The organism is Pseudomonas migulae NBRC 103157, assembly GCF_002091715.1.
Lineage (GTDB): Bacteria > Pseudomonadota > Gammaproteobacteria > Pseudomonadales > Pseudomonadaceae > Aquipseudomonas > Aquipseudomonas migulae_A.
Genome location: NZ_BDAG01000002.1, coordinates 165,760 through 189,267, shown reverse-complemented (window position 1 = coordinate 189,267; position 23,508 = coordinate 165,760). Strand labels below are relative to the sequence as shown.

At 57.0% G+C, this 23,508-nt stretch carries 27 protein-coding genes, 1 tRNA gene and 1 pseudogene; 11 read left to right on the top strand and 18 right to left on the bottom strand.

From position 1 onward, the window contains the following. Positions 1-22: 22 nt before the first annotated feature. Entirely contained in the window at positions 23-235 is a 213-nt protein-coding gene (locus tag PMI01S_RS03040; protein ID WP_033061806.1) for a hypothetical protein, read from the bottom strand. Positions 236-367: 132 nt separating this feature from the next. Here PMI01S_RS03040 and PMI01S_RS03035 point away from each other — a divergent pair, with 132 nt between their 5' ends. After that, entirely contained in the window at positions 368-673 is a 306-nt protein-coding gene (locus tag PMI01S_RS03035; RefSeq protein WP_084318055.1) for a hypothetical protein, read from the top strand. Between the two features lie 165 nt (positions 674-838). Continuing rightward, a complete protein-coding gene (locus tag PMI01S_RS03030; RefSeq protein WP_084317964.1) occupies positions 839-1,159 on the top strand; it encodes an I78 family peptidase inhibitor in 321 nt (106 codons plus the stop codon). 72 nt (positions 1,160-1,231) lie between these two features. Here PMI01S_RS03030 and PMI01S_RS03025 read toward each other — a convergent pair whose 3' ends face one another. Both PMI01S_RS03025 and PMI01S_RS03020 read right to left on the bottom strand, forming a co-directional pair. Then, on the bottom strand, positions 1,232-1,444 hold the full coding sequence (locus PMI01S_RS03025) for a cold-shock protein (protein WP_003179963.1): 213 nt from the start codon (positions 1,442-1,444) through the stop codon (positions 1,232-1,234). A gap of 291 nt (positions 1,445-1,735) precedes the next feature. After that, positions 1,736-2,038 (bottom strand): hypothetical protein, encoded by a 303-nt coding sequence (locus PMI01S_RS03020; RefSeq protein ID WP_084317963.1) that lies wholly within the window; start codon positions 2,036-2,038, stop codon positions 1,736-1,738. A gap of 373 nt (positions 2,039-2,411) precedes the next feature. Between PMI01S_RS03020 and thrS the strand changes: the two genes are divergently transcribed. The 9 genes from thrS to PMI01S_RS02975 all read left to right on the top strand — a co-directional run bounded on the left by thrS (position 2,412) and on the right by PMI01S_RS02975 (position 9,868). After that, a complete protein-coding gene (gene thrS, locus PMI01S_RS03015; RefSeq protein WP_008023971.1) occupies positions 2,412-4,334 on the top strand; it encodes a threonine--tRNA ligase in 1,923 nt (640 codons plus the stop codon). Continuing rightward, positions 4,334-4,885: a translation initiation factor IF-3 gene (gene infC / locus PMI01S_RS03010; RefSeq protein WP_172435341.1), complete on the top strand. Its 552-nt coding sequence runs from the start codon at positions 4,334-4,336 to the stop codon at positions 4,883-4,885. Before thrS ends, infC begins: the two co-directional genes overlap by 1 nt. A 60-nt stretch (positions 4,886-4,945) precedes the next feature. Then, on the top strand, positions 4,946-5,140 hold the full coding sequence (rpmI, locus tag PMI01S_RS03005; protein ID WP_002553160.1) for a 50S ribosomal protein L35: 195 nt from the start codon (positions 4,946-4,948) through the stop codon (positions 5,138-5,140). Between the two features lie 28 nt (positions 5,141-5,168). After that, positions 5,169-5,525 (top strand): 50S ribosomal protein L20, encoded by a 357-nt coding sequence (gene rplT, locus PMI01S_RS03000; RefSeq protein WP_007905879.1) that lies wholly within the window; start codon positions 5,169-5,171, stop codon positions 5,523-5,525. A 109-nt stretch (positions 5,526-5,634) separates the two neighbouring features. Beyond that, entirely contained in the window at positions 5,635-6,651 is a 1,017-nt protein-coding gene (gene pheS / locus PMI01S_RS02995) for a phenylalanine--tRNA ligase subunit alpha (protein ID WP_007905876.1), read from the top strand. A 26-nt stretch (positions 6,652-6,677) separates the two neighbouring features. Beyond that, the gene (gene pheT / locus PMI01S_RS02990; RefSeq protein WP_084317962.1) at positions 6,678-9,059 is read left to right on the top strand and encodes a phenylalanine--tRNA ligase subunit beta; all 2,382 of its coding nucleotides are present in this window, start codon (positions 6,678-6,680) and stop codon (positions 9,057-9,059) included. A 3-nt stretch (positions 9,060-9,062) separates the two neighbouring features. After that, a complete protein-coding gene (gene ihfA / locus PMI01S_RS02985) occupies positions 9,063-9,365 on the top strand; it encodes an integration host factor subunit alpha (protein WP_002553164.1) in 303 nt (100 codons plus the stop codon). After that, a complete protein-coding gene (locus PMI01S_RS02980) occupies positions 9,346-9,702 on the top strand; it encodes a MerR family transcriptional regulator (RefSeq protein ID WP_003179985.1) in 357 nt (118 codons plus the stop codon). The genes ihfA and PMI01S_RS02980 overlap by 20 nt, the downstream gene beginning before the upstream one ends. An 89-nt stretch (positions 9,703-9,791) precedes the next feature. Continuing rightward, a tRNA-Pro gene (locus PMI01S_RS02975) sits at positions 9,792-9,868 on the top strand. A 186-nt stretch (positions 9,869-10,054) separates the two neighbouring features. Here the strand turns inward: PMI01S_RS02975 and PMI01S_RS02970 are convergent. From PMI01S_RS02970 to PMI01S_RS02905, 15 genes and pseudogenes are all read right to left on the bottom strand, one after another. Continuing rightward, a complete protein-coding gene (locus PMI01S_RS02970) occupies positions 10,055-10,837 on the bottom strand; it encodes a tyrosine-protein phosphatase (RefSeq protein ID WP_084317961.1) in 783 nt (260 codons plus the stop codon). A 29-nt stretch (positions 10,838-10,866) separates the two neighbouring features. Next, positions 10,867-11,352, bottom strand: coding sequence for a MaoC family dehydratase (locus PMI01S_RS02965; RefSeq protein ID WP_084317960.1), 486 nt, complete (start codon positions 11,350-11,352; stop codon positions 10,867-10,869). A 186-nt stretch (positions 11,353-11,538) separates the two neighbouring features. After that, on the bottom strand, positions 11,539-12,300 hold the full coding sequence (locus tag PMI01S_RS02960) for an SDR family NAD(P)-dependent oxidoreductase (protein ID WP_084317959.1): 762 nt from the start codon (positions 12,298-12,300) through the stop codon (positions 11,539-11,541). A gap of 320 nt (positions 12,301-12,620) precedes the next feature. After that, a complete protein-coding gene (locus PMI01S_RS02955; RefSeq protein ID WP_159439521.1) occupies positions 12,621-13,241 on the bottom strand; it encodes a TetR/AcrR family transcriptional regulator in 621 nt (206 codons plus the stop codon). Positions 13,242-13,365: 124 nt separating this feature from the next. Then, positions 13,366-14,343, bottom strand: coding sequence for a DUF7064 domain-containing protein (locus PMI01S_RS02950; RefSeq protein WP_084317957.1), 978 nt, complete (start codon positions 14,341-14,343; stop codon positions 13,366-13,368). 25 nt (positions 14,344-14,368) lie between these two features. Continuing rightward, entirely contained in the window at positions 14,369-15,868 is a 1,500-nt protein-coding gene (locus tag PMI01S_RS02945; RefSeq protein WP_084317956.1) for a phosphotransferase family protein, read from the bottom strand. 35 nt (positions 15,869-15,903) lie between these two features. Continuing rightward, positions 15,904-16,191 carry a cytochrome C oxidase subunit IV family protein gene (locus tag PMI01S_RS02940; protein ID WP_084317955.1) on the bottom strand — a complete coding sequence of 96 codons (288 nt, stop codon included), beginning with the start codon at positions 16,189-16,191 and terminating at the stop codon, positions 15,904-15,906. Between the two features lie 4 nt (positions 16,192-16,195). After that, positions 16,196-16,795 (bottom strand): cytochrome c oxidase subunit 3 family protein, encoded by a 600-nt coding sequence (locus PMI01S_RS02935; RefSeq protein WP_159439522.1) that lies wholly within the window; start codon positions 16,793-16,795, stop codon positions 16,196-16,198. 105 nt (positions 16,796-16,900) lie between these two features. Beyond that, entirely contained in the window at positions 16,901-17,728 is an 828-nt protein-coding gene (locus tag PMI01S_RS02930; RefSeq protein WP_084317953.1) for a hypothetical protein, read from the bottom strand. Between the two features lie 45 nt (positions 17,729-17,773). After that, complete coding sequence (locus PMI01S_RS02925) at positions 17,774-19,357, bottom strand: phytoene desaturase family protein (RefSeq protein WP_159439523.1); 1,584 nt, start codon at positions 19,355-19,357, stop codon at positions 17,774-17,776. Between the two features lie 170 nt (positions 19,358-19,527). Beyond that, positions 19,528-20,307, bottom strand: coding sequence for a methyl-accepting chemotaxis protein (locus PMI01S_RS32605; RefSeq protein ID WP_443096521.1), 780 nt, complete (start codon positions 20,305-20,307; stop codon positions 19,528-19,530). A gap of 78 nt (positions 20,308-20,385) precedes the next feature. After that, a pseudogene (locus PMI01S_RS32600) lies at positions 20,386-21,225 on the bottom strand (MCP four helix bundle domain-containing protein); the annotation flags it as partial. A 174-nt stretch (positions 21,226-21,399) separates the two neighbouring features. Continuing rightward, complete coding sequence (locus PMI01S_RS02915; RefSeq protein ID WP_084317950.1) at positions 21,400-21,564, bottom strand: rubredoxin; 165 nt, start codon at positions 21,562-21,564, stop codon at positions 21,400-21,402. A gap of 13 nt (positions 21,565-21,577) precedes the next feature. Further along, a complete protein-coding gene (locus PMI01S_RS02910; RefSeq protein ID WP_084317949.1) occupies positions 21,578-22,474 on the bottom strand; it encodes a fatty acid desaturase in 897 nt (298 codons plus the stop codon). 66 nt (positions 22,475-22,540) lie between these two features. Next, a complete protein-coding gene (locus tag PMI01S_RS02905) occupies positions 22,541-23,191 on the bottom strand; it encodes a TetR/AcrR family transcriptional regulator (protein ID WP_084317948.1) in 651 nt (216 codons plus the stop codon). Positions 23,192-23,508: the final 317 nt, after the last annotated feature.

Here is a 23,508-nt window from a genome sequence, read left to right as displayed (position 1 = left end):
CGCAGGTGCCAGCCTGCGGGTTTCACTCCCTTTCGTTGTATTCGGCGCCCTTGTAATCGGCCGGGTACTTCTCGAACACCTGCGCGATGAAGGATTGCGCCGCTTCAGTCCCCAGCTCCTTGACCAATAGATCGATACCAATGATCGCCAACTCTTCCGGGCTGCCCGGGCTGTAAGAGCTATGACCTTGCGGCCATTTGGCTTTGATGTCGGCGTCGATGCTTACGGTGGTCATGATGGGGCTCGTGAATTCGGGAAAGTCTGGCTGTGAGTTAACCATTTTGCCGGACGTTTGGCACTCCGACTTAGGCATGAGAGGAGGGCTATGCGACACTGGGTCTTTGATGAATTTTTCAAGGACAGCGCTGTGCAGATCGATTTGAACACTCCTGACGGCTTGACCCTTGAAGCGGTGCGTCAATTGCTGGCCAGTGCCAGCGATGATGAGCACACTCAGTTGCGGGTCACCAAGGGCGGCATCGCTTACATTTCATCAGGCGTCGTGGGTGGTACCGACATCGACGGTTTGCTGTTTCGTCTGGAAACGTGGGCCAAGGGGTCCGGGTATGTGGGCTTGGTCGCGGCGAGTGACGAGGTTTGGGTCATGCAGATCTTTAATGCGCTGAAGGAGAATTGGCCTACACCACCGTTCGACTACATCGACATTTATTGAGTGCTGTTCATATTCAGTCACGATTGAGGGATGAACGGCCGGGAATGCTCAGGCAAACTCGCCGATTGTCCGGATCGAGGGTAGTGTGAGAGCGCTGCCTGTGAAACCAAATACCAGATTGGCGGTCGCACGATCTCAGCTCAACTATTGAAAAAAGGAGGCTTCATGCCTTGGAAGCTCGCGTCATTGGGTACTTTGTTGGCCGCTAGTCTGCTGGCGGGTTGCAGCAGTACGTCCACCGAATCGGCAACAGACCCCGTCACGACGACTGATACCGGTCACAGCCGTTGCGAAGCAAAGGCTGCCGAATTCACCATTGGCAAAAAGGCTTCGCCTGAACTGCTGGAACAGGCACGCATTCGCGCTGGCGCGCAAAATGCCCGTATCCTCAAGCCCAACGATATGGTGACCCTGGAGTACCGCTCCGATCGCCTGAACCTGAACACCGATAACAACCTGGTGATCACGCGCATCAACTGCGGCTGACACCGTCAGGCTTTTTCTTCACCCATAAAAAACCCCGTCACATGGACGGGGTTTTTTTAGTGCGCCTGGAAATTACTCTGGGCGAACTTGAGCAGCTTGCATACCCTTTTGGCCTTTCTCAGCCACGAAGGAAACGGTCTGGCCTTCTTTCAGGCTTTTGAAACCGTCGCTTTCGATAGCTTTGAAGTGTACGAACAGGTCGTCACCGCCACCTTGAGGAGTGATGAAGCCGAAGCCTTTTTCATCGTTGAACCATTTAACGGTGCCGGTTTGGCGATTAGACATGGTGTATCTCCAAGAAACATATATTTTCAGTAGTACTGTGCTGCTCAGGCCAACTGGGCACACCGGGGTATCATAGTCGAAATGTTCGCTTTGGGAGCCCCCCGGACGTGTTGTTTGCCCTGCAGTCACGCATTCTTTGTTGCTTGATGTGGCTGAAAGCCCCGTTTTAAAAGGCTTTCGGCCGAAAGTAAAGACGATAAAAAAAGCTGTAAAACCTGCATAAATTGTCGGAAAAAGCGGTTTTTAAGACCTTTTCACCGTCGGAAAACCGAATGCGGGGTTCGTTCGGGCTTATTTTTTGACCGGATTACTGGCCTTGCATTTAGCGATCTGGCCCAGCGCTTTCTGTTGCAGTTCCGGGCTGGCTTTGTTGTCCATCAACGATTGAAGATCGCTGGCTGGGTACGATTTGATCGCATCGGCGCCGCAAGCGCAGTGGGCTTTGGCCGCCGCTGCGCCAATCTGGGGAGTCGCTGCCTGGGTGCACTGAGCCATGTATTTCTCGCGCTCGCCCTTCGGCCAATCGGCGTGGGCGGCCAGCGGCAGCAACAGGACGATGGGGGCGACTACTGCGAACAAACGATTCAGACGCATGCTGGGATGCTCCTTTTGGGTCAATGTCTTGTTATCTGAGGGGGAAAGCAGGCTTCAAGTTCAGCACTCTGGCATAAAAACACCTGATTTGCCCTCGTAGAAAACCCGGAGCCGCGACGACCGTTCATCTGTGCTAGCATGCCCCGCTCGGGTATTTGCAAGCTTCGGATGACCTTCAGTCCCGGCGGCGGCAGATGTTCGAATAACCCTGATTTGAATCCCAGTCACTCTGGTTCGGTTTTCCGGTTGGCCGCAAGGCTCCTGCCGCTGTAAGGCAGGCGTTCGTCATTGAATGGCCTGGATCGGATCTTGTACTGGCTCATCCCAACCCACGTGACCTTTGGTAGGGGTCACCACTAGGAGAGGAGGCGCCATGCCAACTATTACTCTTCCCGACGGCAGTCAACGTTCATTCGATCACCCGGTTTCCGTAGCCGAGGTCGCCGCATCCATCGGTGCAGGTCTGGCCAAGGCCACCGTGGCCGGCAAGGTCGATGGCAAGCTGGTCGACGCCAGCGACATCATCAGCGCCGACGCTACGCTGCAAATCATTACGCCTAAGGATGAAGAGGGGCTGGAGATCATTCGCCACTCTTGCGCCCACCTGGTTGGCCATGCGGTCAAGCAGCTGTATCCGACCGCCAAAATGGTCATCGGTCCGGTCATCGACGAAGGCTTCTATTACGACATCGCCTTCGAACGTCCTTTCACTCCGGACGACCTGGCCGCCATCGAACAGCGCATGCAGCAGCTGATCGAAAAAGATTACGACGTGATCAAGAAAGTCACTCCGCGCGCCGAAGTGATCGAAGTGTTCAAGGCCCGTGGCGAAGACTACAAGCTGCGCCTGGTCGAGGACATGCCGAACGAGCAGGCCATGGGCCTGTACTATCACGAAGAATACGTCGACATGTGCCGTGGCCCGCACGTGCCGAACACGCGTTTCCTGAAATCCTTCAAGCTGACCAAGTTGTCCGGCGCCTACTGGCGTGGCGATGCGAAAAACGAGCAATTGCAGCGCGTTTATGGCACCGCCTGGGCTGACAAGAAGCAGCTGGCAGCTTACATCCAGCGCATCGAAGAAGCTGAAAAGCGCGATCACCGCAAGATCGGCAAGCGCCTGGGCCTGTTCCACACCCAGGAAGAGTCGCCGGGTATGGTGTTCTGGCACCCGAACGGCTGGACTCTGTACCAGGTGCTCGAGCAGTACATGCGCAAGGTTCAGCGCGACAACGGCTACCTGGAGATCAAGACGCCGCAAGTCGTTGACCGCAGCCTGTGGGAGAAATCCGGGCACTGGGCCAACTACGCCGACAACATGTTCACCACTCAGTCGGAAAACCGCGACTACGCCATCAAGCCGATGAACTGCCCTTGCCACGTGCAAGTGTTCAATCAGGGCTTGAAAAGCTACCGCGAGTTGCCGATGCGTCTGGCCGAATTCGGTGCCTGTCACCGTAACGAGCCATCGGGTGCGTTGCACGGCATCATGCGTGTGCGTGCATTCACTCAGGATGACGCCCACATCTTCTGCACCGAAGAGCAGATGCAGGCCGAATCCGCCGCGTTCATCAAGCTGACCATGGACGTCTATGCCGACTTCGGCTTTAAAGACGTCGAAATGAAGTTGTCCACTCGTCCGGAAAAACGCGTAGGTTCCGACGAATTGTGGGATCGCGCCGAAGCGGCACTGGCTGCAGCCCTTGACAGCGCTGGCCTGCCGTATGATCTGCAGCCGGGCGAGGGTGCGTTCTACGGTCCGAAGATCGAGTTCTCGCTGAAAGATTGCCTCGGTCGCGTCTGGCAGTGTGGTACCCTGCAGCTCGATTTTAACCTGCCTGTCCGTCTGGGAGCCGAATACGTCTCCGAAGACAACAGTCGCAAGCACCCGGTGATGTTGCACCGGGCGATCCTCGGATCCTTCGAACGTTTCGTCGGCATCCTGATCGAGCACTACGAGGGTGCATTCCCTGCGTGGCTGGCTCCGACCCAGGCAGTGATCATGAACATCACTGACAAACAGGCCGATTTTGCCGCCGAGGTTGAAAAAACTCTCAATGAAAGCGGATTTCGTGCCAAGTCTGACTTGAGAAATGAAAAGATCGGCTTTAAAATCCGCGAGCATACTTTGCTCAAGGTTCCCTATCTCTTGGTTATCGGAGATCGGGAAGTCGAGATGCAGACTGTCGCTGTGCGTACTCGTGAAGGTGCTGACCTGGGCTCGATGCCCGTCGCCCAGTTCGCTGAGTTTCTCGCGCAAGCGGTTTCCCGGCGTGGTCGCCCAGATTCGGAGTAATTATTATTAAGCGTGAAATGAGACAAGATAAACGAGCTGCACCGAAAGCCCCGATCAACGAGAATATCTCGGCACGCGAGGTTCGGTTAATTGGGGCTGAAGGTGAACAGCTTGGGATTGTGTCAATTGAAGACGCGCTTCTTAAGGCTGAAGAGGCCAAACTGGATTTGGTGGAAATTTCCGCCGATGCAGTACCCCCTGTTTGCAAACTGATGGACTACGGCAAATCGATCTTCGAGAAGAAGAAGCAGATTGCCGCGGCCAAGAAAAACCAGAAGCAGATTCAGGTTAAAGAAATCAAGTTTCGTCCAGGGACGGAGGAAGGGGATTACCAGGTAAAACTGCGCAACCTGGTACGTTTCCTGAGTGATGGGGACAGGGCCAAGGTATCCTTGCGATTCCGCGGCCGTGAGATGGCCCACCAGGAGCTGGGGATGGAACTCCTCAAGCGAGTTGAAGGTGACTTGCTCGAGTACGGTTCGGTCGAACAGCATCCTAAGATGGAAGGACGCCAGCTGATCATGGTCATCGCCCCGAAAAAGAAGAAGTAATCAACAGGGCACGGCAGGCCTTCTGATTATGTTTATCAACTGAATGCGGAGTATCCGAACATGCCAAAAATGAAAACGAAAAGTGGTGCTGCTAAGCGGTTTCTGAAAACTGCTAACGGTATCAAGCACAAGCACGCTTTCAAGAGCCACATCCTGACTAAAATGTCGACCAAGCGTAAGCGTCAACTGCGCGGTAGCAGCTTGCTGCATCCGTCTGACGTGGCAAAAGTCGAGCGCATGCTGCGCCTTCGTTAATTTTAGTCAAGAATAGAGGAAGTAACTCATGGCTCGTGTAAAGCGTGGCGTCATTGCCCGTAAACGTCACAAAAAAATTCTGAAACTTGCTAAAGGCTACTACGGCGCTCGCTCGCGCGTATTCCGTGTTGCCAAGCAAGCGGTAATCAAGGCAGGCCAATACGCCTACCGTGACCGTCGTCAGAAAAAACGTCAGTTCCGCGCTCTGTGGATCGCTCGTATCAACGCTGGTGCACGTATCAACGGTCTGTCCTACAGCCGTTTCATCGCCGGCCTGAAAAAAGCGTCCATCGAGATCGACCGTAAGGTTCTGGCTGATCTGGCAGTGAACGAAAAAGCGGCGTTTGCTGCGATTGTCGAGAAAGCTAAAGCCACCTTGGCTTAAGTACCCCCGACAGTCACCCGGCCTCACCTCTGTGGGGTCAGGTGTTAAACGTCATAAATAGGGGAAGAGCCTTCAAGCTCTTCCCCTATTTTGTATCTGGAGTCTGTACATGGAAAACCTGGATGCGCTCGTCTCTCAAGCACTAGAGGCTGTGCAAAGCGCTGAAGATATCAATGCCCTGGAGCAAATCCGGGTTCACTACCTTGGCAAAAAGGGTGAATTGACTCAGGTGATGAAGACCCTGGGGAATTTGCCGGCAGAAGAGCGTCCGCAAGTCGGCGCGCTGATCAACGTTGCCAAGGAGCGTGTCACAGAGGTTCTCAATGCCCGCAAGGCACTGTTTGAAGAGGCCGACCTGGCCGCCAAACTGTCTGCCGAGTCCATTGACGTGACCCTGCCTGGCCGTGGCCAGACCTCGGGTGGTCTGCATCCGGTTACTCGTACTCTGGAACGTATCGAACAGTTCTTCACTCACATCGGCTACGGCATCGCCGAAGGCCCTGAAGTCGAAGACGATTATCACAACTTCGAAGCGCTCAACATCCCAGGCCATCACCCGGCCCGGTCGATGCATGACACCTTCTATTTCAATGCCAACATGTTGCTGCGCACCCATACCTCGCCGGTACAGGTCCGCACCATGGAATCGAAACAACCGCCGATCCGCATCGTCTGCCCAGGCCGTGTGTACCGCAGCGACTCCGATATCACCCACTCGCCGATGTTTCACCAGGTCGAAGGCCTGCTGGTCGATCGCGATATCAACTTCGCCGACCTGAAAGGCACCATCGAAGAGTTCCTGCGCGTGTTCTTCGAAAAAGAACTGGCCGTGCGTTTCCGCCCTTCGTACTTCCCGTTCACCGAGCCATCCGCTGAAGTCGACATGGAATGCGTGATGTGCAGCGGTAAAGGCTGCCGAGTCTGCAAACAGACTGGCTGGCTGGAAGTCATGGGCTGCGGCATGGTTCACCCGAACGTGTTGCGCATGTCCGGGATCGACCCGGAAGAGTTTTCGGGCTTTGCCTTCGGCATGGGCGTTGAGCGTCTGGCCATGCTGCGTTACGGCGTGAACGACTTGCGTCTGTTCTTCGACAACGACTTGCGGTTCCTCGCGCAATTTCGCTAGTCGTAACGAATTCTTAGGAGAGCAGGATGAAATTCAGTGAACAATGGCTGCGTGGCTGGGTTAGCCCGCAGGTAAGTCGCGACGAGCTGGTTGCTCGTCTGTCGATGGCCGGCCTTGAGGTCGATAGCGTTACGCCGGCCGCCGGCGAATTCACCGGTGTGGTCGTTGGCGAGGTGTTGAGCACCGAGCAGCACCCGGACGCTGACAAGTTGCGTGTTTGCCAGGTCAGCAATGGCTCGGAGACTTTCCAGGTTGTGTGCGGTGCGCCAAACGTGCGTCCGGGCCTGAAGATCCCGTTCGCCATGATCGGTGCCGAACTGCCGGGCGACTTCAAAATCAAGAAAGCCAAGCTGCGTGGCGTTGAGTCCAACGGCATGCTGTGCTCTCAGGCCGAGCTGCAAATTGGTGAAGGCAACGACGGCCTGATGGAATTGCCGGTCGATGCGCCGGTTGGCCAGGACATTCGCGAATACCTGAGCCTGGACGACGCCAGCATCGAGGTCGACCTGACCCCGAACCGCGGCGATTGCCTGTCCCTGGCCGGTCTGGCCCGTGAAGTCGGCGCGCTGTACGCCGCTGAAGTCACCCGCCCGGTCATTGCCACCGTTCCAGCCGCGCATGATGAAGTGCGTTCGGTTGAAGTGCTGGCGCCAGCCGCTTGCCCGCGTTACCTGGGTCGTGTGATCCGTAACGTTGATCTGACCAAGCCTACGCCGCTGTGGATGGTTGAGCGTCTGCGTCGTGCCGAAGTGCGCAGCATCGATGCGGCCGTCGACATCACCAACTACGTGATGCTGGAGCTGGGTCAGCCGCTGCACGCGTTCGATCTCGCTGAAATCAATGGCGGCATCCGTGTGCGTATGGCTGAAGAAGGCGAGAAGCTTGTCTTGCTCGATGGTCAGGAAGTCAGCCTGCGTAGCGATACGCTGGTGATCGCCGACCACACCCGCGCTTTGGCAATCGCCGGCGTCATGGGGGGCGAGCACAGTGGCGTCAATACCGCGACCACTCGCGATATTTTCCTTGAAAGTGCGTTCTTCGATCAGATTGCCGTTGCTGGCAAGGCTCGTTCCTACGGCCTGCACACCGACGCCTCGCACCGCTACGAGCGTGGCGTAGACTGGCAACTGGCTCGTGAAGCCATGGAGCGTGCCACCGGCCTGCTGCTGGAAATCACAGGTGGTGAAGCTGGCCCGATCATCGAAACCGTCAGCGAACAGCACCTGCCGAAGATCGCACCGGTCACCCTGCGTGCCCAGCGCATCACCCAGATGCTGGGTATGGAAATGGATTCGGCCGAAGTCGAGCGTCTGCTCAACGCTTTGGGCCTGACCGTTTCAGCCGATGGGGCAGGGCAGTGGCGCGTTGAAGTGCCAAGCCATCGCTTCGACATCAGTCTCGAAGTCGACCTGATCGAAGAGCTGGCGCGTCTGTACGGCTACAACCGGCTGCCGGTTCGTTATCCGCAAGCCCGTCTGGCGCCGCAAGCCAAGGCTGAAGCGCGTAGCGAACTGCCTGAGTTGCGTCGTCTGCTGGTAGCCCGTGGTTATCAGGAAGCGATCACCTACAGCTTCATCGATCCGAAACAATTCGAGTTGTTTAATCCGGGTGTCGAGCCGCTGCTGTTGGCCAACCCGATTTCCAACGACATGGCAGCCATGCGCTCGTCCCTGTGGCCAGGTCTGGTCAAGGCGCTTCAGCACAACCTGAATCGTCAACAGGATCGCGTCCGACTGTTCGAAAGCGGCCTGCGTTTCGTCGGTCAGCTGGAAGGCTTGAAGCAAGAGCCGATGCTGGCGGGTGTTGTTTGCGGTAGCCGTCTGCCGGAAGGCTGGGCGCAAGGTCGCGATGTCGTCGACTTCTTCGACGTCAAGGCTGACGTGGAAGCGGTGCTGGGCTTCGCCGGTGCACTGGATTCGTTCACGTTCGTACCGGGTAAACACCCCGCGTTGCACCCGGGTCAAACCGCGCGCATCGAACGCGAAGGTCGTCTGGTAGGTTTCGTTGGTGCAATTCACCCCGAATTGTCGAAAGCCCTCGGTCTCGACCGTCCGGTCTTCGTTTTCGAGCTGGTTCTGGCTGAAGTGGCGTTGGGCAAAATGCCTGAATTCCAGGAGTTATCGCGCTTTCCTGAAGTGCGTCGTGATCTCGCGCTGATTGCCGAAAAAGGCGTCGCGGCTAGCGCCGTACTGGACGTAATCCGTGAAAATGCAGGGGAATGGCTGACGGACCTCAGGCTATTTGACGTATATCAGGGTAAAGGCATTGATCCTGATAGAAAAAGCCTTGCCGTCGGCTTGACCTGGCAGCATCCATCGCGCACTCTTAATGACGATGAGGTGAATACCACGACGCAAAACATCCTCACCTCGCTCGAACAAAGGTTGAACGCCACGTTAAGGAAGTGACGTATGGGGGCTCTGACGAAAGCTGAAATGGCGGAACGTCTGTATGAAGAGCTGGGCCTGAATAAACGGGAGGCCAAGGAATTGGTCGAACTGTTTTTTGAAGAAATCAGGCACGCTCTTGAAGACAACGAACAAGTCAAATTGTCCGGTTTCGGCAATTTCGACCTTCGGGACAAACGCCAGCGGCCTGGCCGCAATCCGAAAACGGGTGAAGAAATCCCGATCACGGCTCGCCGTGTGGTCACCTTTCGTCCAGGGCAGAAGTTGAAGGCCCGAGTTGAGGCTTATGCTGGAACCAAGTCATAACGACGAGCTACCCGTCATCCCAGGCAAACGCTACTTCACCATCGGTGAAGTCAGCGAGCTGTGTGCGGTAAAACCGCACGTGCTGCGCTATTGGGAGCAGGAGTTTCCTCAACTCAACCCCGTCAAACGGCGCGGAAACCGCCGGTATTATCAGCGACAAGACGTGCTGATGATCCGGCAGATCCGCGCGCTTCTTTACGATCAAGGGTTCACCATCGGCGGCGCACGCTTGCGTTTGTCCGGCGATGAAGCCAAAGACGACACCACTCAATACAAGCAGATGATTCGGCAGATGATTGCCGAACTGGAAGATGTGCTGGTGGTGCTCAAGAAATAAATTCATGCGTTTGAATACTTCCAGTTTTCAAAAGCTTGCGATATATTCTTGAGCGTTCTTCGAGGTGAAGAACGAGTTTCACGCCTAGTCGGGGCGTAGCGCAGTCCGGTAGCGCACTAGCATGGGGTGCTAGGGGTCGAGTGTTCGAATCACTCCGTCCCGACCATATTTTTCAAAGGGTTGCGAGATTTTATCTCGCGACCCTTTTTATTTTAAAAGGTTTTACCTCCCACAAAACCACCGGCTCTGGGTGGAATCCTCACGGCATTCGCGTGGGCGGATACAGGCTTTAGCGCTCAAGCATGCAGTAGGAAATGCTCATAGTTAGGCTCGCCGGCCATCATATGTTGGTTCAAATCAGTAGCAACTCTTGTAGACGCTCTCGGGCGAGAAAGTCCAGGCCGATAAGCTGCAGGTAGACCTCAACGTCGCCGTGGTTCTGCTCAATCACCTCAAATGCGGCGTCCAGATACGCCGGGTTGACCTGACACAGGGTTTGAATAACCTCTGGCGCCGGTTCCGTTTCACAGAGCGGCTGCAGGTAGCGGCGTATCGCAATTTCGCTGCGTTCACCTGCCCAGCGTTCGCGGCTGAGTAGGTAGTTGGCATAAATTGCCTCGCGTTCCACGCCCAGGGCACTGAGCAAAATGGCGGCGATGAAGCCGGTGCGGTCTTTGCCAGCGGCGCAGTGGAATATCAGAGGTAGCTGTCCGCCACTGAGGATACGGTCGAACAGTTGCGCCATGCGCAGGGCGAAGGCTTCCGGGAACATACGATAGGTCAACAACATCGCTTGTTCCGCGTGCTCTTTTCCCGGTGTTCCGCTTAGCAGGCGGGTGATGGCCTGATGGCTGGCGCGCAAGTCTGCAGCGATATTCAGGTTGAGAGTGCCGGCGCTGTCAGCCTGCCAGCGGTTGGGGTGTTGGACACGTTCGCTATCGCTGCGTAAATCGCAGACCAACTGCACGCCTAGGCCATCCAGCAGCACCACATCCTCATCGCTGAGGTTGGAGAAGTCTTCCGAGCGATAAAGCAGACCGTAACGCAAGGTTCTGCCGCCGCTCGCGGGCAAGCCGCCCATGTCGCGAAAATTGGGGGCGCTGGTGAGATAGGGGGGCGAGCGGTAGGCAGTCATGTGTGGTTCCTTCACTGCAGCAGTTCGGTTTACTCAGCCGTATCGGGTTTGTGAAACAGTACGGTTTCGGTGAATTCCACGACCTTTTCGCCACGCTGATTTTTGGTCACGTGCAGCAGATCGAGAATGGTAAAGCCGCTACTGCTAATGGCTTTGATCTTGGCTTCGCCTTCCACATGCAAGGTGTCACCAGGGAATGCGGCGGAATGGATGCGTGCCTGCAGCCCAGTCATGCCCGCAAAGGGGCCCACGGTATGGCCTTCGAGGACGTCGGCGACGATCTTCATCAGAATCGGTGAGACCAAGCCCATCGAGTATGAAATGATCATTGGCCCCGGGGCAAAGCGGTTCTGGTGGGCGCCGGACATGTTCGCCTTCAGGTATTCCATGTCGATGAAATAGGGCTCATGAAAGCCCGTGAGGTTGACGAAATTGACGATGTCGGTTTCGGTGATGGTGCGCCGATGGGTGACAAATTTATGGATGGGAAATTCTGCTGCGTTGGTTTCGGACATCGACGGTGCTCCTTCGCTGTTTCAAGAAAGGTCCGCAACGCCCATGCGTCGTGGCCTGGCAGCTATTGTGGAAACAGCAGGGAGCGGCGGTATCGTCGCATCCGACGAATCTGTGGGGGTGGTGTGCTGTGCGCACCAAGGCGATCATGCGAAAACCACCTCGTACGCGCAGACTACCCTACGGTCTTAGATCTTCTCGACCTGATGCACAGTCCACCACAGGGTGTTGGGCATCCAGCGCCGCAGTCGCCAAGACATGGCCGTCATCGGACCGGGGAACACCCACAACTTGTTACCCTTGAGCACACGCTCAATCTTGTTCAGCACCACCTCGGCGGTAATCGGCGGGAACACGTCGAAAATCTTCGGCCATACCGTCGATTTGGCTTGGTCCAGCAGCGGTGTGGCGACGATAGGTGGGCAAACGCAGACGATACGCACGCCGCTGTTACGAGTCTCGTGAAACAGCACTTCGGTGTAGGCGGTGACTGCATGTTTCGCGGCGTTGTAGGCGCCCATGTAGATGATCGGCCAGTGACCCGCCATGGAGGCGTAGCTGACGAACTCACCGCGACCACGGGCGATCATCTTCGGCAATGCGGCCTTCGATAGATTAACCATGCCTCCGAAGTTGATCGCCATGATTTTCTGGATAACCTCGCGGGGTTGCTCCATCAGCAGACCCAGAGGCATGATGGCAGCGGCATTGGTCAGGCGAGTGATGGGCCCCAACTCGGTTTCGCAGCGTTCGACCGCTGCTTCTACGGCGGCGGGGTCGGTGATGTCGACTACCAGTTTCAGCAACCTGTGCGAGTTGCCCAGCTGGTCGAGGCCGGCTGCGTTGACGTCCATGGCCGCTACAGCCCAGCCATCGGCCAGCGCTCGCTTGGCGCTGAGTTGGCCAAGGCCGCTACCGGCACCGGTAATGAACAGAACATTCTGATTCATGGAGCACTCCAGTTGGATGTTCCCGGTTAGCCGCTCCCGGGTTTTTGTTTTGGTTATTTTCCATCGTCACGGCTTGGGGCCTGTCGTCGTTTTCGACGAAATAAAACGCAAGTCCCAGCCGCCCTCCGGCTTCAGTTGTCAGCTGAGGCTACGCAATTACTGGATATTCTGTTGGCTGACAGCCTGGGCAAATGGGTTGAAAAGGCTGAATAGCAGGCACAGGCCTAGGTTGAGCCGCGAGTTGTTATAGGCTTTGCTCATGGCTTCTCGGTGTAAGGCCGGCCCGTTGTTTGGTGTTTTGCGGGTGGCCTTTCAGTCCATCAGTCCGGCTTGGGGCTGCGGTTAGAGGCGACGAAATTCATCACTGAGTTCACCAGCAACTCGCGCATTTGTTCGGGCGCTTTGGCGATAGGTGGCCGGTCCTTGAGGTGACGAATCACCGGCAGCAGGGTGATAAAGCCGAGGATCAAGGAAAAAATTGCGATCGGCGTAATTCCATCACCTATGCCGTCGGAATATTGATTGAGCAAAATCTTCAGCTCATCCATTACGTTCTGCAACGACAGGTCCACCAGAAAAGCCTGATTCTCTTCCCAGCCATCCACCAGATTGCGTTGCAGCAGCTTGAGGTAGTCCTGGTTGGACTCCAGGTGCTCGAACATCACGTGCACAAAGTTGCGCAGGCGCTCTTCGGGCGAAAGGTCGGCTTGCAGTTGCTCCAGCAGCGATTTGGCGTGGGTGGTGTACATCTCGGTTTCCACGGCTTTGAACAGCTCTTCCTTGTTGCCAAAGTGGTGGTAAATCGAGGGCAGGGTGATCTCCGAGGCAGCGGCAATATTGCGCATTGTCACTCCGTCAAAGCCGTGCTTGGCAAACAGCCTGGTGGAGATCTCAAGAATCCGCTGGCGCGAGCTGGCCGGGTTGAGTTCATTTTTTTTCACGGATGGTTTCCTGATGCTTTGTCTGTCCTGCGGTGCAGGGCGGGGCGTTCCTTGAATTCGCCCCAAGGACGCCACGGCAATAGCCAGTTTGCGCCAGGGGCGAATCATACGGGGAAGCAGCGTCTTAGCCCAGTTGGGTCATGCCGTTATCGATAATGCCGTTTAGTGCCAGCTTGGGCCGGTGCGTGCCGCGCAGGGCATTGTTGGTCACTTCGAAGTCGCAAATGCCCTCAACGCCGTTGTGCTCCACACGGCAAATGGTATCGACGCAGGCGATGCCGTGAATCCACGAAACGATGCCTTTTTGCAAGGGGATGCACTCTACCTCGATCACCTCGTCGGTGCTCAGAGTCATTACTACCCTGCCACCGCGGTGGGTCAGGCCGTCGGCTTCCAGATACACCAGGATGTCGACGTACTTGCAGTAGGTGATGGTGTTGTCTTTGATCACGCAGCCAAAGCGCACCAGATTGTCGTCCGAGCTGTGGAACGTCTGAGCGAAGAGCATGGTGCCGTCTTTCAGCGTAGCCGCCATCCAGCGGTGGCCGACAAACACATCCCACTTGCGCGTGCCCCAGCCATGGTCGCGGAAGGCCAGGCCGTTGATAGGGTAATGCTTGCCCTTGATGGTTAGTTCACCGCTGACCTTTCCTGCCACCTCCATATGATTGGGTGCCACATCATCGGCCATGGCGCCTTTTTTCGGGTAAATATCCACAGGGGCGTGGTAGTCCTGCACATGCAGTTCAGCGTGCACATCCTGGTCGTTGATTTTCCATACCGGGTGGTCGGTGTATTCGAAGATGCAGGTGTCGTCGCCGCTATTGAACGTGCGCCCGCTGCGGTCGCCTTCGCGCAGGGGAATTCGGTCGTCGCGCTTGAAAATATGCTCGGGGGAGAACACGTAATTCCATAGGGTTACCTGTGGACCGCCGGCAACATTCAGTTCATGGCCGATGCGGTGCATCCCACCGACCTGGTTTTCCAAATCCCACCAGACCAGCACCACGCTGTCTTGCCAGAACGGGTCGCTGCCTGAGGGTTGCGGGCCTTCCTGCGCTGGGCCGTACTCCAATACGCTACCGCCGCCAGTTACGTTCATTGCTGTACTCCTTGAAGTTAGGTGGTCAGGCGTTGGCCTGGGAACTGGCCAGGGCCATACTCATAAACGATCGGGTAAAACCCAGCTCGACCATTGAATAACGCAGGTCCTGGTTACGCCCGGTTTGCATATTGCTGGTACCGCGGTTGCCCGCCAGGTTGGTGCGCAGCGCCGAGTACACGAAGCCAAAGCCCATAGCCGCCGGGTTAACCGGCAGGCCGCCGTGCGCCAGGTAGTGGTTAACGAAGCGGTCCCAGTCGATGTGTTGAGAAATATGCGGCTTGATATAGGCCAGATCTTGTTCCGGCGCACCAAAGCCCGAGCATTCCCAGTCCAGTACGGCGGTCAGTTGGCCGCGGTCGAAGAGGATGTTGTGAATGTTGAAGTCACCGTGCACCAGGATCGGTCGGCGGGTGTCCTGTGGAATGTTGTTGCGCAGCCAGTGCAGCAGCCAGCGCATATAGGGGGAGGGCAGGTGGTCCTCGCGGGCCATGTATTTGTCCCAGCCTTCGAGGTTGTAGCGGTAGCAGTCCTGCACCGTGCCGGTGAGGATGCGTGGGTCTTCATAGCGCTCTATGTAGTCGCTGAACATCTCCAGAGGAAGGGCGTGTAATTGCCCCAGGCGCTCGGCCAGTTGCATAAACAGGCCTTCATCCACTTCGCCGCTCAAGCCACCGAGGAAGGTGCCCGGAGTGGAACCGGCAATGCGGTCCATTGTGTAGAAGTCGGCATCAACAGTTTTGAAGGCTTTGGCGAAATTCCTGGGTTTTGGTGCGGGGTAGTCGACCTGGCTGATGGTTTTCAGTAGCGCATATTCGCTTTCCAGGTCGCAGGCACCGTGGGTCATGATTGGCGCCGGGTCGGTTTTACGAATCACCAGTTCGGTGGGCTCGGCACCCGGCTGCTGGCGGTAGGAAACAAAGTAGGTTTGTTTGCCAAAACCGCCGGCCAGGGGTTCCAGGCGGGTGACTTCCACAGCGCCCCCGCTGCCGTCCAGGCTGTTGAGAAACGCCTGGGTCAACTGCAGATCCAGCGGCTGCTTGACGTTGCTGATGGTCGGCACCTCTGGCACCGCCAGTTGCGCCTGTTGCTCGTAGTAGGCCAGCTCCCATTCCGCCAGACGCTTGAGCAGGTCGGCGGTCTGCTCCAGCGGCGCAGGCGATTGCGCCAACAAACTGCTCAGGTGGTCGAGGTTGGCGCTGAGGCTTTCATACTGCGCCAGTAGCGCATTGAAAGAGAGGTCCGGGCGGGCGATAACCGCTTCAATTGCTTCACGCCCAGCTTCGCCGCTGGCGTGTTGCAGGTGTAGGACGTCGCTGAGGGTGTCTTGCAGGTCCAACCCTTGGCGAATCATGTTGCGCAGCAGGTCGCCGGTTACGTGTTCGCGCTTGAGCAGCTCGGCCAGTACGCCTTTGATCATGCCCAAGGAGGCCTGTGCATTGCCCGATTGCAGCTCGGGTTGAATGGTGTCAGTCAACGACTTCAGAACGATCGCCAGGTAGCGGTCATTGGAGGTGATTTTCATCGGGCAATGTCCTTGTTTTTATTGAGTAGAAAAAGTCAGGCGGCGGTAAACAACCCGCTTTCCAATACGATAAGCACACTGCCACTGAGCAAAATCCACGCCTCGCAAGGCAGGCGCAGTTGCAGCGGGGCGTGCGCCGTTTCCATAAAATGCATCAGCACCAGACGGGCTTTGATAAAGGCCAGGGCGATGATCACCACGGCCTCGATACGTACGTTTGGCAGCAATTGGCCGTGGCTCCAGGCCAGCAGCCAGGAGCAAAGGGTGATAGTCATCAGCACCAGCCAGACCAGGCTTTCACGGGAGTAGACAAGGGCTCTCATGGTCTTAGCGCACCAGATAGATCAAGGGGAAAATCACGATCCACAGCAGGTCGACCATATGCCAGAAGATCGCGCTGCTCTCGAGGTTGTTAATGGTTTTTCTGTCCAATTTACCCTCGCGTATCACCACGGCGAAGTACACGAGCAGTGGCAACCCTAGCAGCACATGCACGAAGTGCATGCCAGTGATCAGGTAGTAGAAAAGAAAAAAATCGTTGGTCAGGAAGTTGATGCCCAGAGCGGCTTTTTCCTGGTATTCGAACAGTTTGACGACCACGAACCCGCTGCCGCAAAGCACCGCTGGCAGCAAGAACCAACGGCAGGTGTTGGCCATTTGCAGGCGCGCGGCTTTGACCGCGATGACCACAAACCAGGAGCTGGCCAATAGCAGCAGAGTATTGATCGAACCGGTGTGCAGGTTGAGGGCCTGCTGGGCTTCCACGAACAGCGCTGTGTGGTTGCTCTTGGTGTAGGAGTAAAGCGCGAAAAACAGCGCGAAGCAGACCATATCGCCGAGCAGAAAGAGCCAGATCAGTTCGTCGCCGGGAATGCGCTTTTTCTGCTTTTCGGGTACAGGGTGAAGGCTTGTATCAACTGCGTTCATAGCCGCTTCCATTTTTGTCGGGTGGTCTGGGTGGGCGCGCCTGACGGCGTTTGCCCACCCAGCCACACTGGTTATGCGGTACTGCGTCTAGCGTGGAATCGCTGCTTATCGGTAGGCCACTTTCAGGTGTGGCAACGGGTCAGCAGCGTTTTTGGTGCGGGCCACCAGTGCACCGGTAAAACCCACCACGACGATGGAAATCAGTAGCGATAGCAAGGTCAGCAATCGAGTGGCGATCCACGGCATGTCCCAATTCAGCGACATGAAGTATGGCCACGACACCATGCCGTAAGCCGCGCCCATGGCCGTGATCGGCACCAGCACAATGAACCAGCGCTTGAAACCGGTGAGGTAGGGGTTAACCAGCCACAGCAGGAAACCCACCAGCAGCATCGAGGTTCCGTTCATCCAGCCCCATGCCACCGGGAAGCCGAAGATCTTGAAAGAGGCGTCGCCATAGTAGGTGTACGCGCCGGTGGCGGTGCCCGGGATTTCCATGATCACGTCGCTCATGGAAATGATCAGCCAGATCACGAACACGCCTTTTACATCCAGGCCATCCTTCATCTTCAGGTACGCCCAATAGCCGGTCATGGCGATAAAGAACACGTAGCACGGTGGAATCAGCCATGGCACGTTCAGGTCGAAGCCGACAAACGCCGGGCCGGGCAGGTTGGTCGGCCACCACAGGTGGCCAAGGTGGTCGAGCATGGGTTCCAGCAGCGAGCAGATGAAGCCGCCGATGCACATCAGCGCCGGCACATCGTCCTTTTTCTTGAAGTAGCGATACAGCGCCCACGGCAGTACCGCCAGGCCAAAGCCACCGGCCCAAATGGTGAAGATATTGCCGATTAGCTCATTGGCCATGTAGTCGGCGGGCACAGGCAAGGCCTGGCCGACGACCGTTTCCATCCATTTATCGAAGAATGACATTGTGGTTTACCCGTCTTGTTGTTGGTGAGTGGGTTAAGTGCACGCTTAGCGGCAGTCCTTGAGCAGGGTGATGGCTGCGTTGCGGCCGGGCAGGCCGCAGATGCCCGCGCTCGGATGGGTGCCCGAGCCGCTCAGGTACAGGCCCTGAACCGGGATTTTGTAGCCCGCCAGACCTTTGGCTGGGCGGTTGTGGGCGAAGCGGGTGATAAAGGGGTCGCAGTGGTAAACGCTGCCATCGATAGCGTGGAAGCGTTTTTCGATATCCGGCGGGCACAGCGGCCGACGGGCGATTTCCAGTTCTTCAATGCCGTCGTAAATACGGCTGGCATCGGTGACTAGGGTATTTGTGATCTGCTCGCGGGCTTTGTCCCAGCCAATGTGCGGATCGAATGGGATCAGGCCCGACCAGAACCAAAAGGTGTCATGGCCTGGGGGGGCCATTGCTGGGTCGAATTCGGTGGTGATCTGCGATAACCCGGCAATCACATCCGGCACCACGCCGCGAATACAGTCGGTGTAAGCCTTGCGGCCGTCTTCATAGGTCGACCACTGCAACGTGCCCAGGCGCATATTGCCGTCCCAGCCCTGCGCTTTTCGCCAGGCGGCGCTTCGGGTCGGGGTGATCTTGCCTTTGAGGGCGATGTTCAGCTTGTAGTCGGCGATGCCTCGGTTGGAGGTCGGGATGAACTTGGCCTTCACCTGGGTCGGGTGATCGAGCAGGCCTTCGGGCAACATATGGTTAAGTACCGCTTTCGGGCTGAAAGCCGTAACCACGCCTTTTTTCGAGCGGATCTCCTCGCCATCCTCCAGTACTACACCGACCACTCGTTCGTTTTCCACCAGCATTTGCTTGACCTTGGCGCTGCAGCGAACGCTGCCGCCATAGGCTTCCAGGCAACGAATCAGTGCGGCAGGGAAACCGCCGGTGCCGCCCTCGAACATGGTGACACCGTACTTTTGCAGCACGCCCAGATAAACCATCGCGAATGAACTATGGTCGGAACGGAAGTCCATGAACGGCAGGCCGGTAAGCAGACCTGCACGGACGATATCGGTCTCGAACAGTTCTTCAAGCGTACCGGCGTGGGTGCCAGTCATCAGCTTGGCGATCGGGCCGAGGTGCTTGAAGTTGCCGACTGCTTTTGTCAGCACTTTGAATACGGAGTTGAAGCTCGGTTTGGTCGGGTTTTCCATCGCCAGCGGCAAGCCGATACGCAAAGCGGCGTCGATGGTTTCCGACATCTTTAACCAGGCTTGGGCGTCTTTCTTGGAGAAGTGTGAGATCTCCTTGGCGGTGCGATTGGCGTCGCGCCACATGCCGAACGAGGCTTCACCGTTGGAGCATAGTTGGTAGTGGCACGGGTCGATCAGACGCTGACGCAGGCCGAACTTCTTTTCCAGCTCAAGCTCGTCGTTGATCGGCGACATGCGGAACATCGAGGCGTGGATCGAGGCCTCGTTGATGATGTGTTCCGGCGCTTCAGGCGCCATGGGGTTGGTGCAGGTCATCCCGCCCGGCGTTTGGTGCGCTTCGAGCACCAACACCTTAAGACCGGCTTTGGCCAGGTAGCAGGCGGAAACCAGGCCGTTATGGCCTGCACCTGCAACGATTACATCGACGTTTTGCATGAACTGTCCTCGTTCTTGGAATTGTTCTGGCGGCATTTACAGGCCACCTTTGTCGGGACTGACGAAGCTGTATGTAACGTTCGTTATAGTGCCGAGTCTAGAGTCATTAAATTCCGCCTGTCAATCGAGCGGAGTGTGTTTATTTGCTGTTTTTTTTAACGGGCCAGGCGTTACACCTGAAACTGATCGACAGCCAGACGCAGGCTGCCGGCTGCGCCGTTGAGGGCGCGGGAAACCTCGGCAGCATGGTGGCCGGTGTCGCAGTTTTCTTCGCTCATTTGCGCCACCGCTTCTATGCGCCGGCTGATGGCCTGGGCGCTGCGGTCCTGTTCGACCAAGGCGGCAGACACCTCGCCAATGGCCTCGGACACCTGGCTGGCACTGGTGAGAATGTCGTTCATGCTGGCGGCTGCGTTTTCCGATAACACACGACTTTCCCGGGTGCGTGATGCCACTCCGGCCATGTCTTCCATGGCCTGTTTCACCGAGGCCTGCATGGCGTCGACCATCTCGCGAATTTCATCGGCGGAGCTGCGCGTTCGCTCCGCTAACTGACGAACTTCATCGGCCACTACGGCGAAGCCACGGCCCTGTTCACCCGCGCGGGCGGCTTCGATAGCGGCATTCAAGGCCAGCATATTGGTTTGCTCGGCCACCTCGCGAATCACTTTGACGATGGTGGAAATGCGGTTTGATTCGGCGCCCAATGCGCTGATGGTGCTGCTGGCCTTGTTCACCTCGCGCACCACCTCATCGTTCTCCTGGGAGGTGCGGCTGATGGCGGTTGCCCCGGAGCCGGCTGCCGTCGCCGCGTCTTGTGCGCGGGCGCGCGCGTCCTGGGTGCTGGAGCTGATCTGGGCAATGGCCGCGCTCATATGTTCGATGGCGCCGGCAATCGCCGCGGCCGCTTCGTTCTGCAACGTCGCACTGCTGGCCACCCGCTGCGCCATGGCACTGGTTTGTGAGGCGGCCAGGTCGATCTTGCCGGCGCCGCCCACCACTTTCACCAGCGCGCCTTGCACCCGCTCTAGCAACAGATTAAAAGCGCTGGCGGCCTGAGCCACTTCATCGCGACCACCTTCCTGAGCGCGCAGAGCAAAGTTGTTGCTGGTGCCAATCTGTTCGATAGTGCTGCGCAAACTTTGCAGCGGTAGCACCACGCTGCGTACGATCAGCATGGCAAACAGGCACAAGGTCACGATGGCCGCGGTAAACAGACTGAGGATCAGTTGTTTGGCGGTACCGATAAACGTCTCGCCATCGCGTTGGGCATCTTCGGCATCGGCCACCGCGAGCTTGACCAACTTTTCCAGCGGCTCGCCCATCGCATGAATCGAACCGGCCCAGGATGGCGTGTTGCTCACCAGGTCGAGCGAGCGGATATGTACCTCATCCCAGGTGTTGGCGTTCACCAGGCTTGCGCAGATTTGCGTTTGGGTTTCATCGGCGCTGAGAAAGTCCTCCCAGCGCGCACTGAACTCATCCCACAACGCCTGTTCCTCCGCATTTTTAGGTTGCGTGCCGTAGGTTTTGATCGCCTTCTCGGTTTGTTTCAACGCCTCGCGATGACGCCCCAGGATGTCGCCAAACAGATCATGGGCCTCGGCCAGCCCGTCGCTTTTATCGTCATAACCATCGAAGGCTTCCGGGCGCCAGCTGGCACCTTCCTGCATCGCCGCCAGCGACACCAAACGGGCATGGCGCAGAGAGGCAAGGGCGTCGACCGCCACCAACGAACTGCTCACGCCCTCCATGGCACCGCCGGCATTGCGAATACCAAACCAACCAGCGCCACCCACCAGAGTCAGGCTGGAAACAAAACAGGCAGTGAGCACATACAGTTTTAACCGCACGCTGAGGTTGCGCATCGATCATCCTTTGGCAATAGGAGGGTTCTGTTATCAGGTGCGCAGAGGCTAGGGCGGGAGGCAGACAGTGAAGTCGTCTGTATCGACGATTTTGTCCCGCAGGGGAGGGTTGATTCCGTGTAAATAAAAGCCCGCGTACAAGGCCGTACACGGGCATGAAAAGGTGTTGCTCAGTCAGTTGTCGATTTCGAAGTAATCGGCTTTGCCCGCTCCGCAATCGGGGCACATCCAGTCATCAGGTAAATCTTCCAGGCGAGTGCCGGGCGGTACGCCGGTGTCCGGATCGCCCAGGCTTTCATCGTAAACATGCGAGCAGAAATTGCATTGCCAACGTTTCATTGTCTGCTCCCGGTCAGTGGCTCATATGCACGGTGGGCTGAATGGCGAAGTTGTGCTGAATCTGCAGATTGCGCTGCATTAACTCCGGCTTGAGCAACTGCCATGCCTTCACATGCTGGTAGGCCGGCATGGTGGGGAACAGGTGGTGAATCAGGTGGTAATTATGGAACTGGCACACCGGTGTCATCAGCCATTCCTGACCCAGGCGCATGGAGGTGGCCAGGGTCAGGTCCTGCTCAGATTCCACGTCATCCTTTACATGGGGCAGCCAGAAAAATACGAAACCCACCAGGATGAAAGTCAGCCGCGAAGGGATAAACCAGAGCAACAACACCTCCGTGCCGTAACCCATGTAGGTCAGTACGGCGACTATGGCCACGGTGATGGCCGTATTGCGCAGGGCTCCGCGCAGATGACGCATGGCGATGGGGTCTTTGCTTTTCACAATGAACAGCAGGTAGCCGATTTCCAGCAGCATCCAGCGTAGCGGCAGGCTCAATGCAGCACCGTGCATCCAGTTGTCCGGGTCTTTGGGACCATTGGTGAAACGATGATGTTGAATATGCGCCCAGCGGAAAATTCCCAAGGTGATTTGCGGCGCAAAGGTGGCGATGCCTATATGGCCGAACAGGTCATTGAGCTTCTGGTTTTTCGCCGCAGAACGGTGAATCGAGTCATGGGCCACGGTGAACTGCCAATACATCAAAAAGGTATTTAACAGGCAGGCCCACCCCAGACTGAGGTGACCGAGCACTGCCAACACGTTGGTGACAATCACGCCGCCGGTGGAGGCAATCAGCAGGCCCAGCACCATGGGCGAAACGGTGGGAACCTTGGTCAGCTCGGCGATGGCCGCGCGTTTCTCGGTGGGGACGATGAAGCGAGCCAAGGCATTGTTATTGTTAGTCACGGATCTTCTCCTTTACATCAGGCGGGCAGCCTTGGCGGCCCGAGTGTTTGCAGTGCGGTCGCGGGTTCAGTCGGTGGCCGCAGGGCTTTTACGGGGTGAGTGTTCATGGGGCTGCGGCAGGCAACCGGCACGTAAAAAGGTGTCGATCAGGGGGCCGGCCATTTCTCGCAGCGACAGGCCGTGAATCAGTTGGTTGGCGGCATGCAGCGAGAGCATTCCGTGCAGCAGGCTCCACAGCCCGTGGGAAAACATCAGCGCATCGCCCTGCAGGCGTTGCTGATCAATCGCCGCTTGCACCAGGTCCACGCAGGAGGCGAATACCTCCCAGCGTTGCGCCAGTAACGACGGGTATTCTGTGAGGTCAGGTTGGCTGTCAGAGAAAATCAGTCGGTACTTGGCCGGCTGGCTGCTACCAAACTCCAGCAAGCCCATTAATGCGGCGCGAAGGCGTTCAATCGGATCGCCTTCGCCGCTGTCTTGTGCAGGGATTGCTGCCGCCTTGAACTCCAGAATGCAGGCCCGGCGCATCTCGGCGAGCAGCGCTTCCTTGTTCTCGAAATAGCGGTAGCCCACGGTGTGGCTAAGGCCTACGCGCTTGGCGATCTGGCGCAGTGACAGGCTCTCCGGGCCTTGCTCCAGATAGAGGCTCAACGCCCCTTGAATCAGGGTTTGCTTGATGTTCTCGGTTTCGTCGGCGGAGTAGACGGGGCGTGCCATGGGATCACCAGTCAGTCGAATATGGCTTCACCCTAGCAGCGAAATATTGTTTTGTTAACGATGTAAATTTAACAGTGGTAAATGTTCGTTTCCCGGCGATTCGCTGAAAACAACGCTATCTCAATGAATCGGCTGGAAATTTCGCTTTGCGTCGTTTCGCTTGGGGTAACTCATTGGAATTGCGCGTAAGTGCCGTCCTTGAGCGGTTTCAGCCCTTTGTCGGAGATTTTTCTTCAGCAACCGCAAAACCGTCGGAACCGACGAGTTGATCCATACGGCTCGCGAAGACTCTGAGCACCGCCAGAAATCAGCACAGG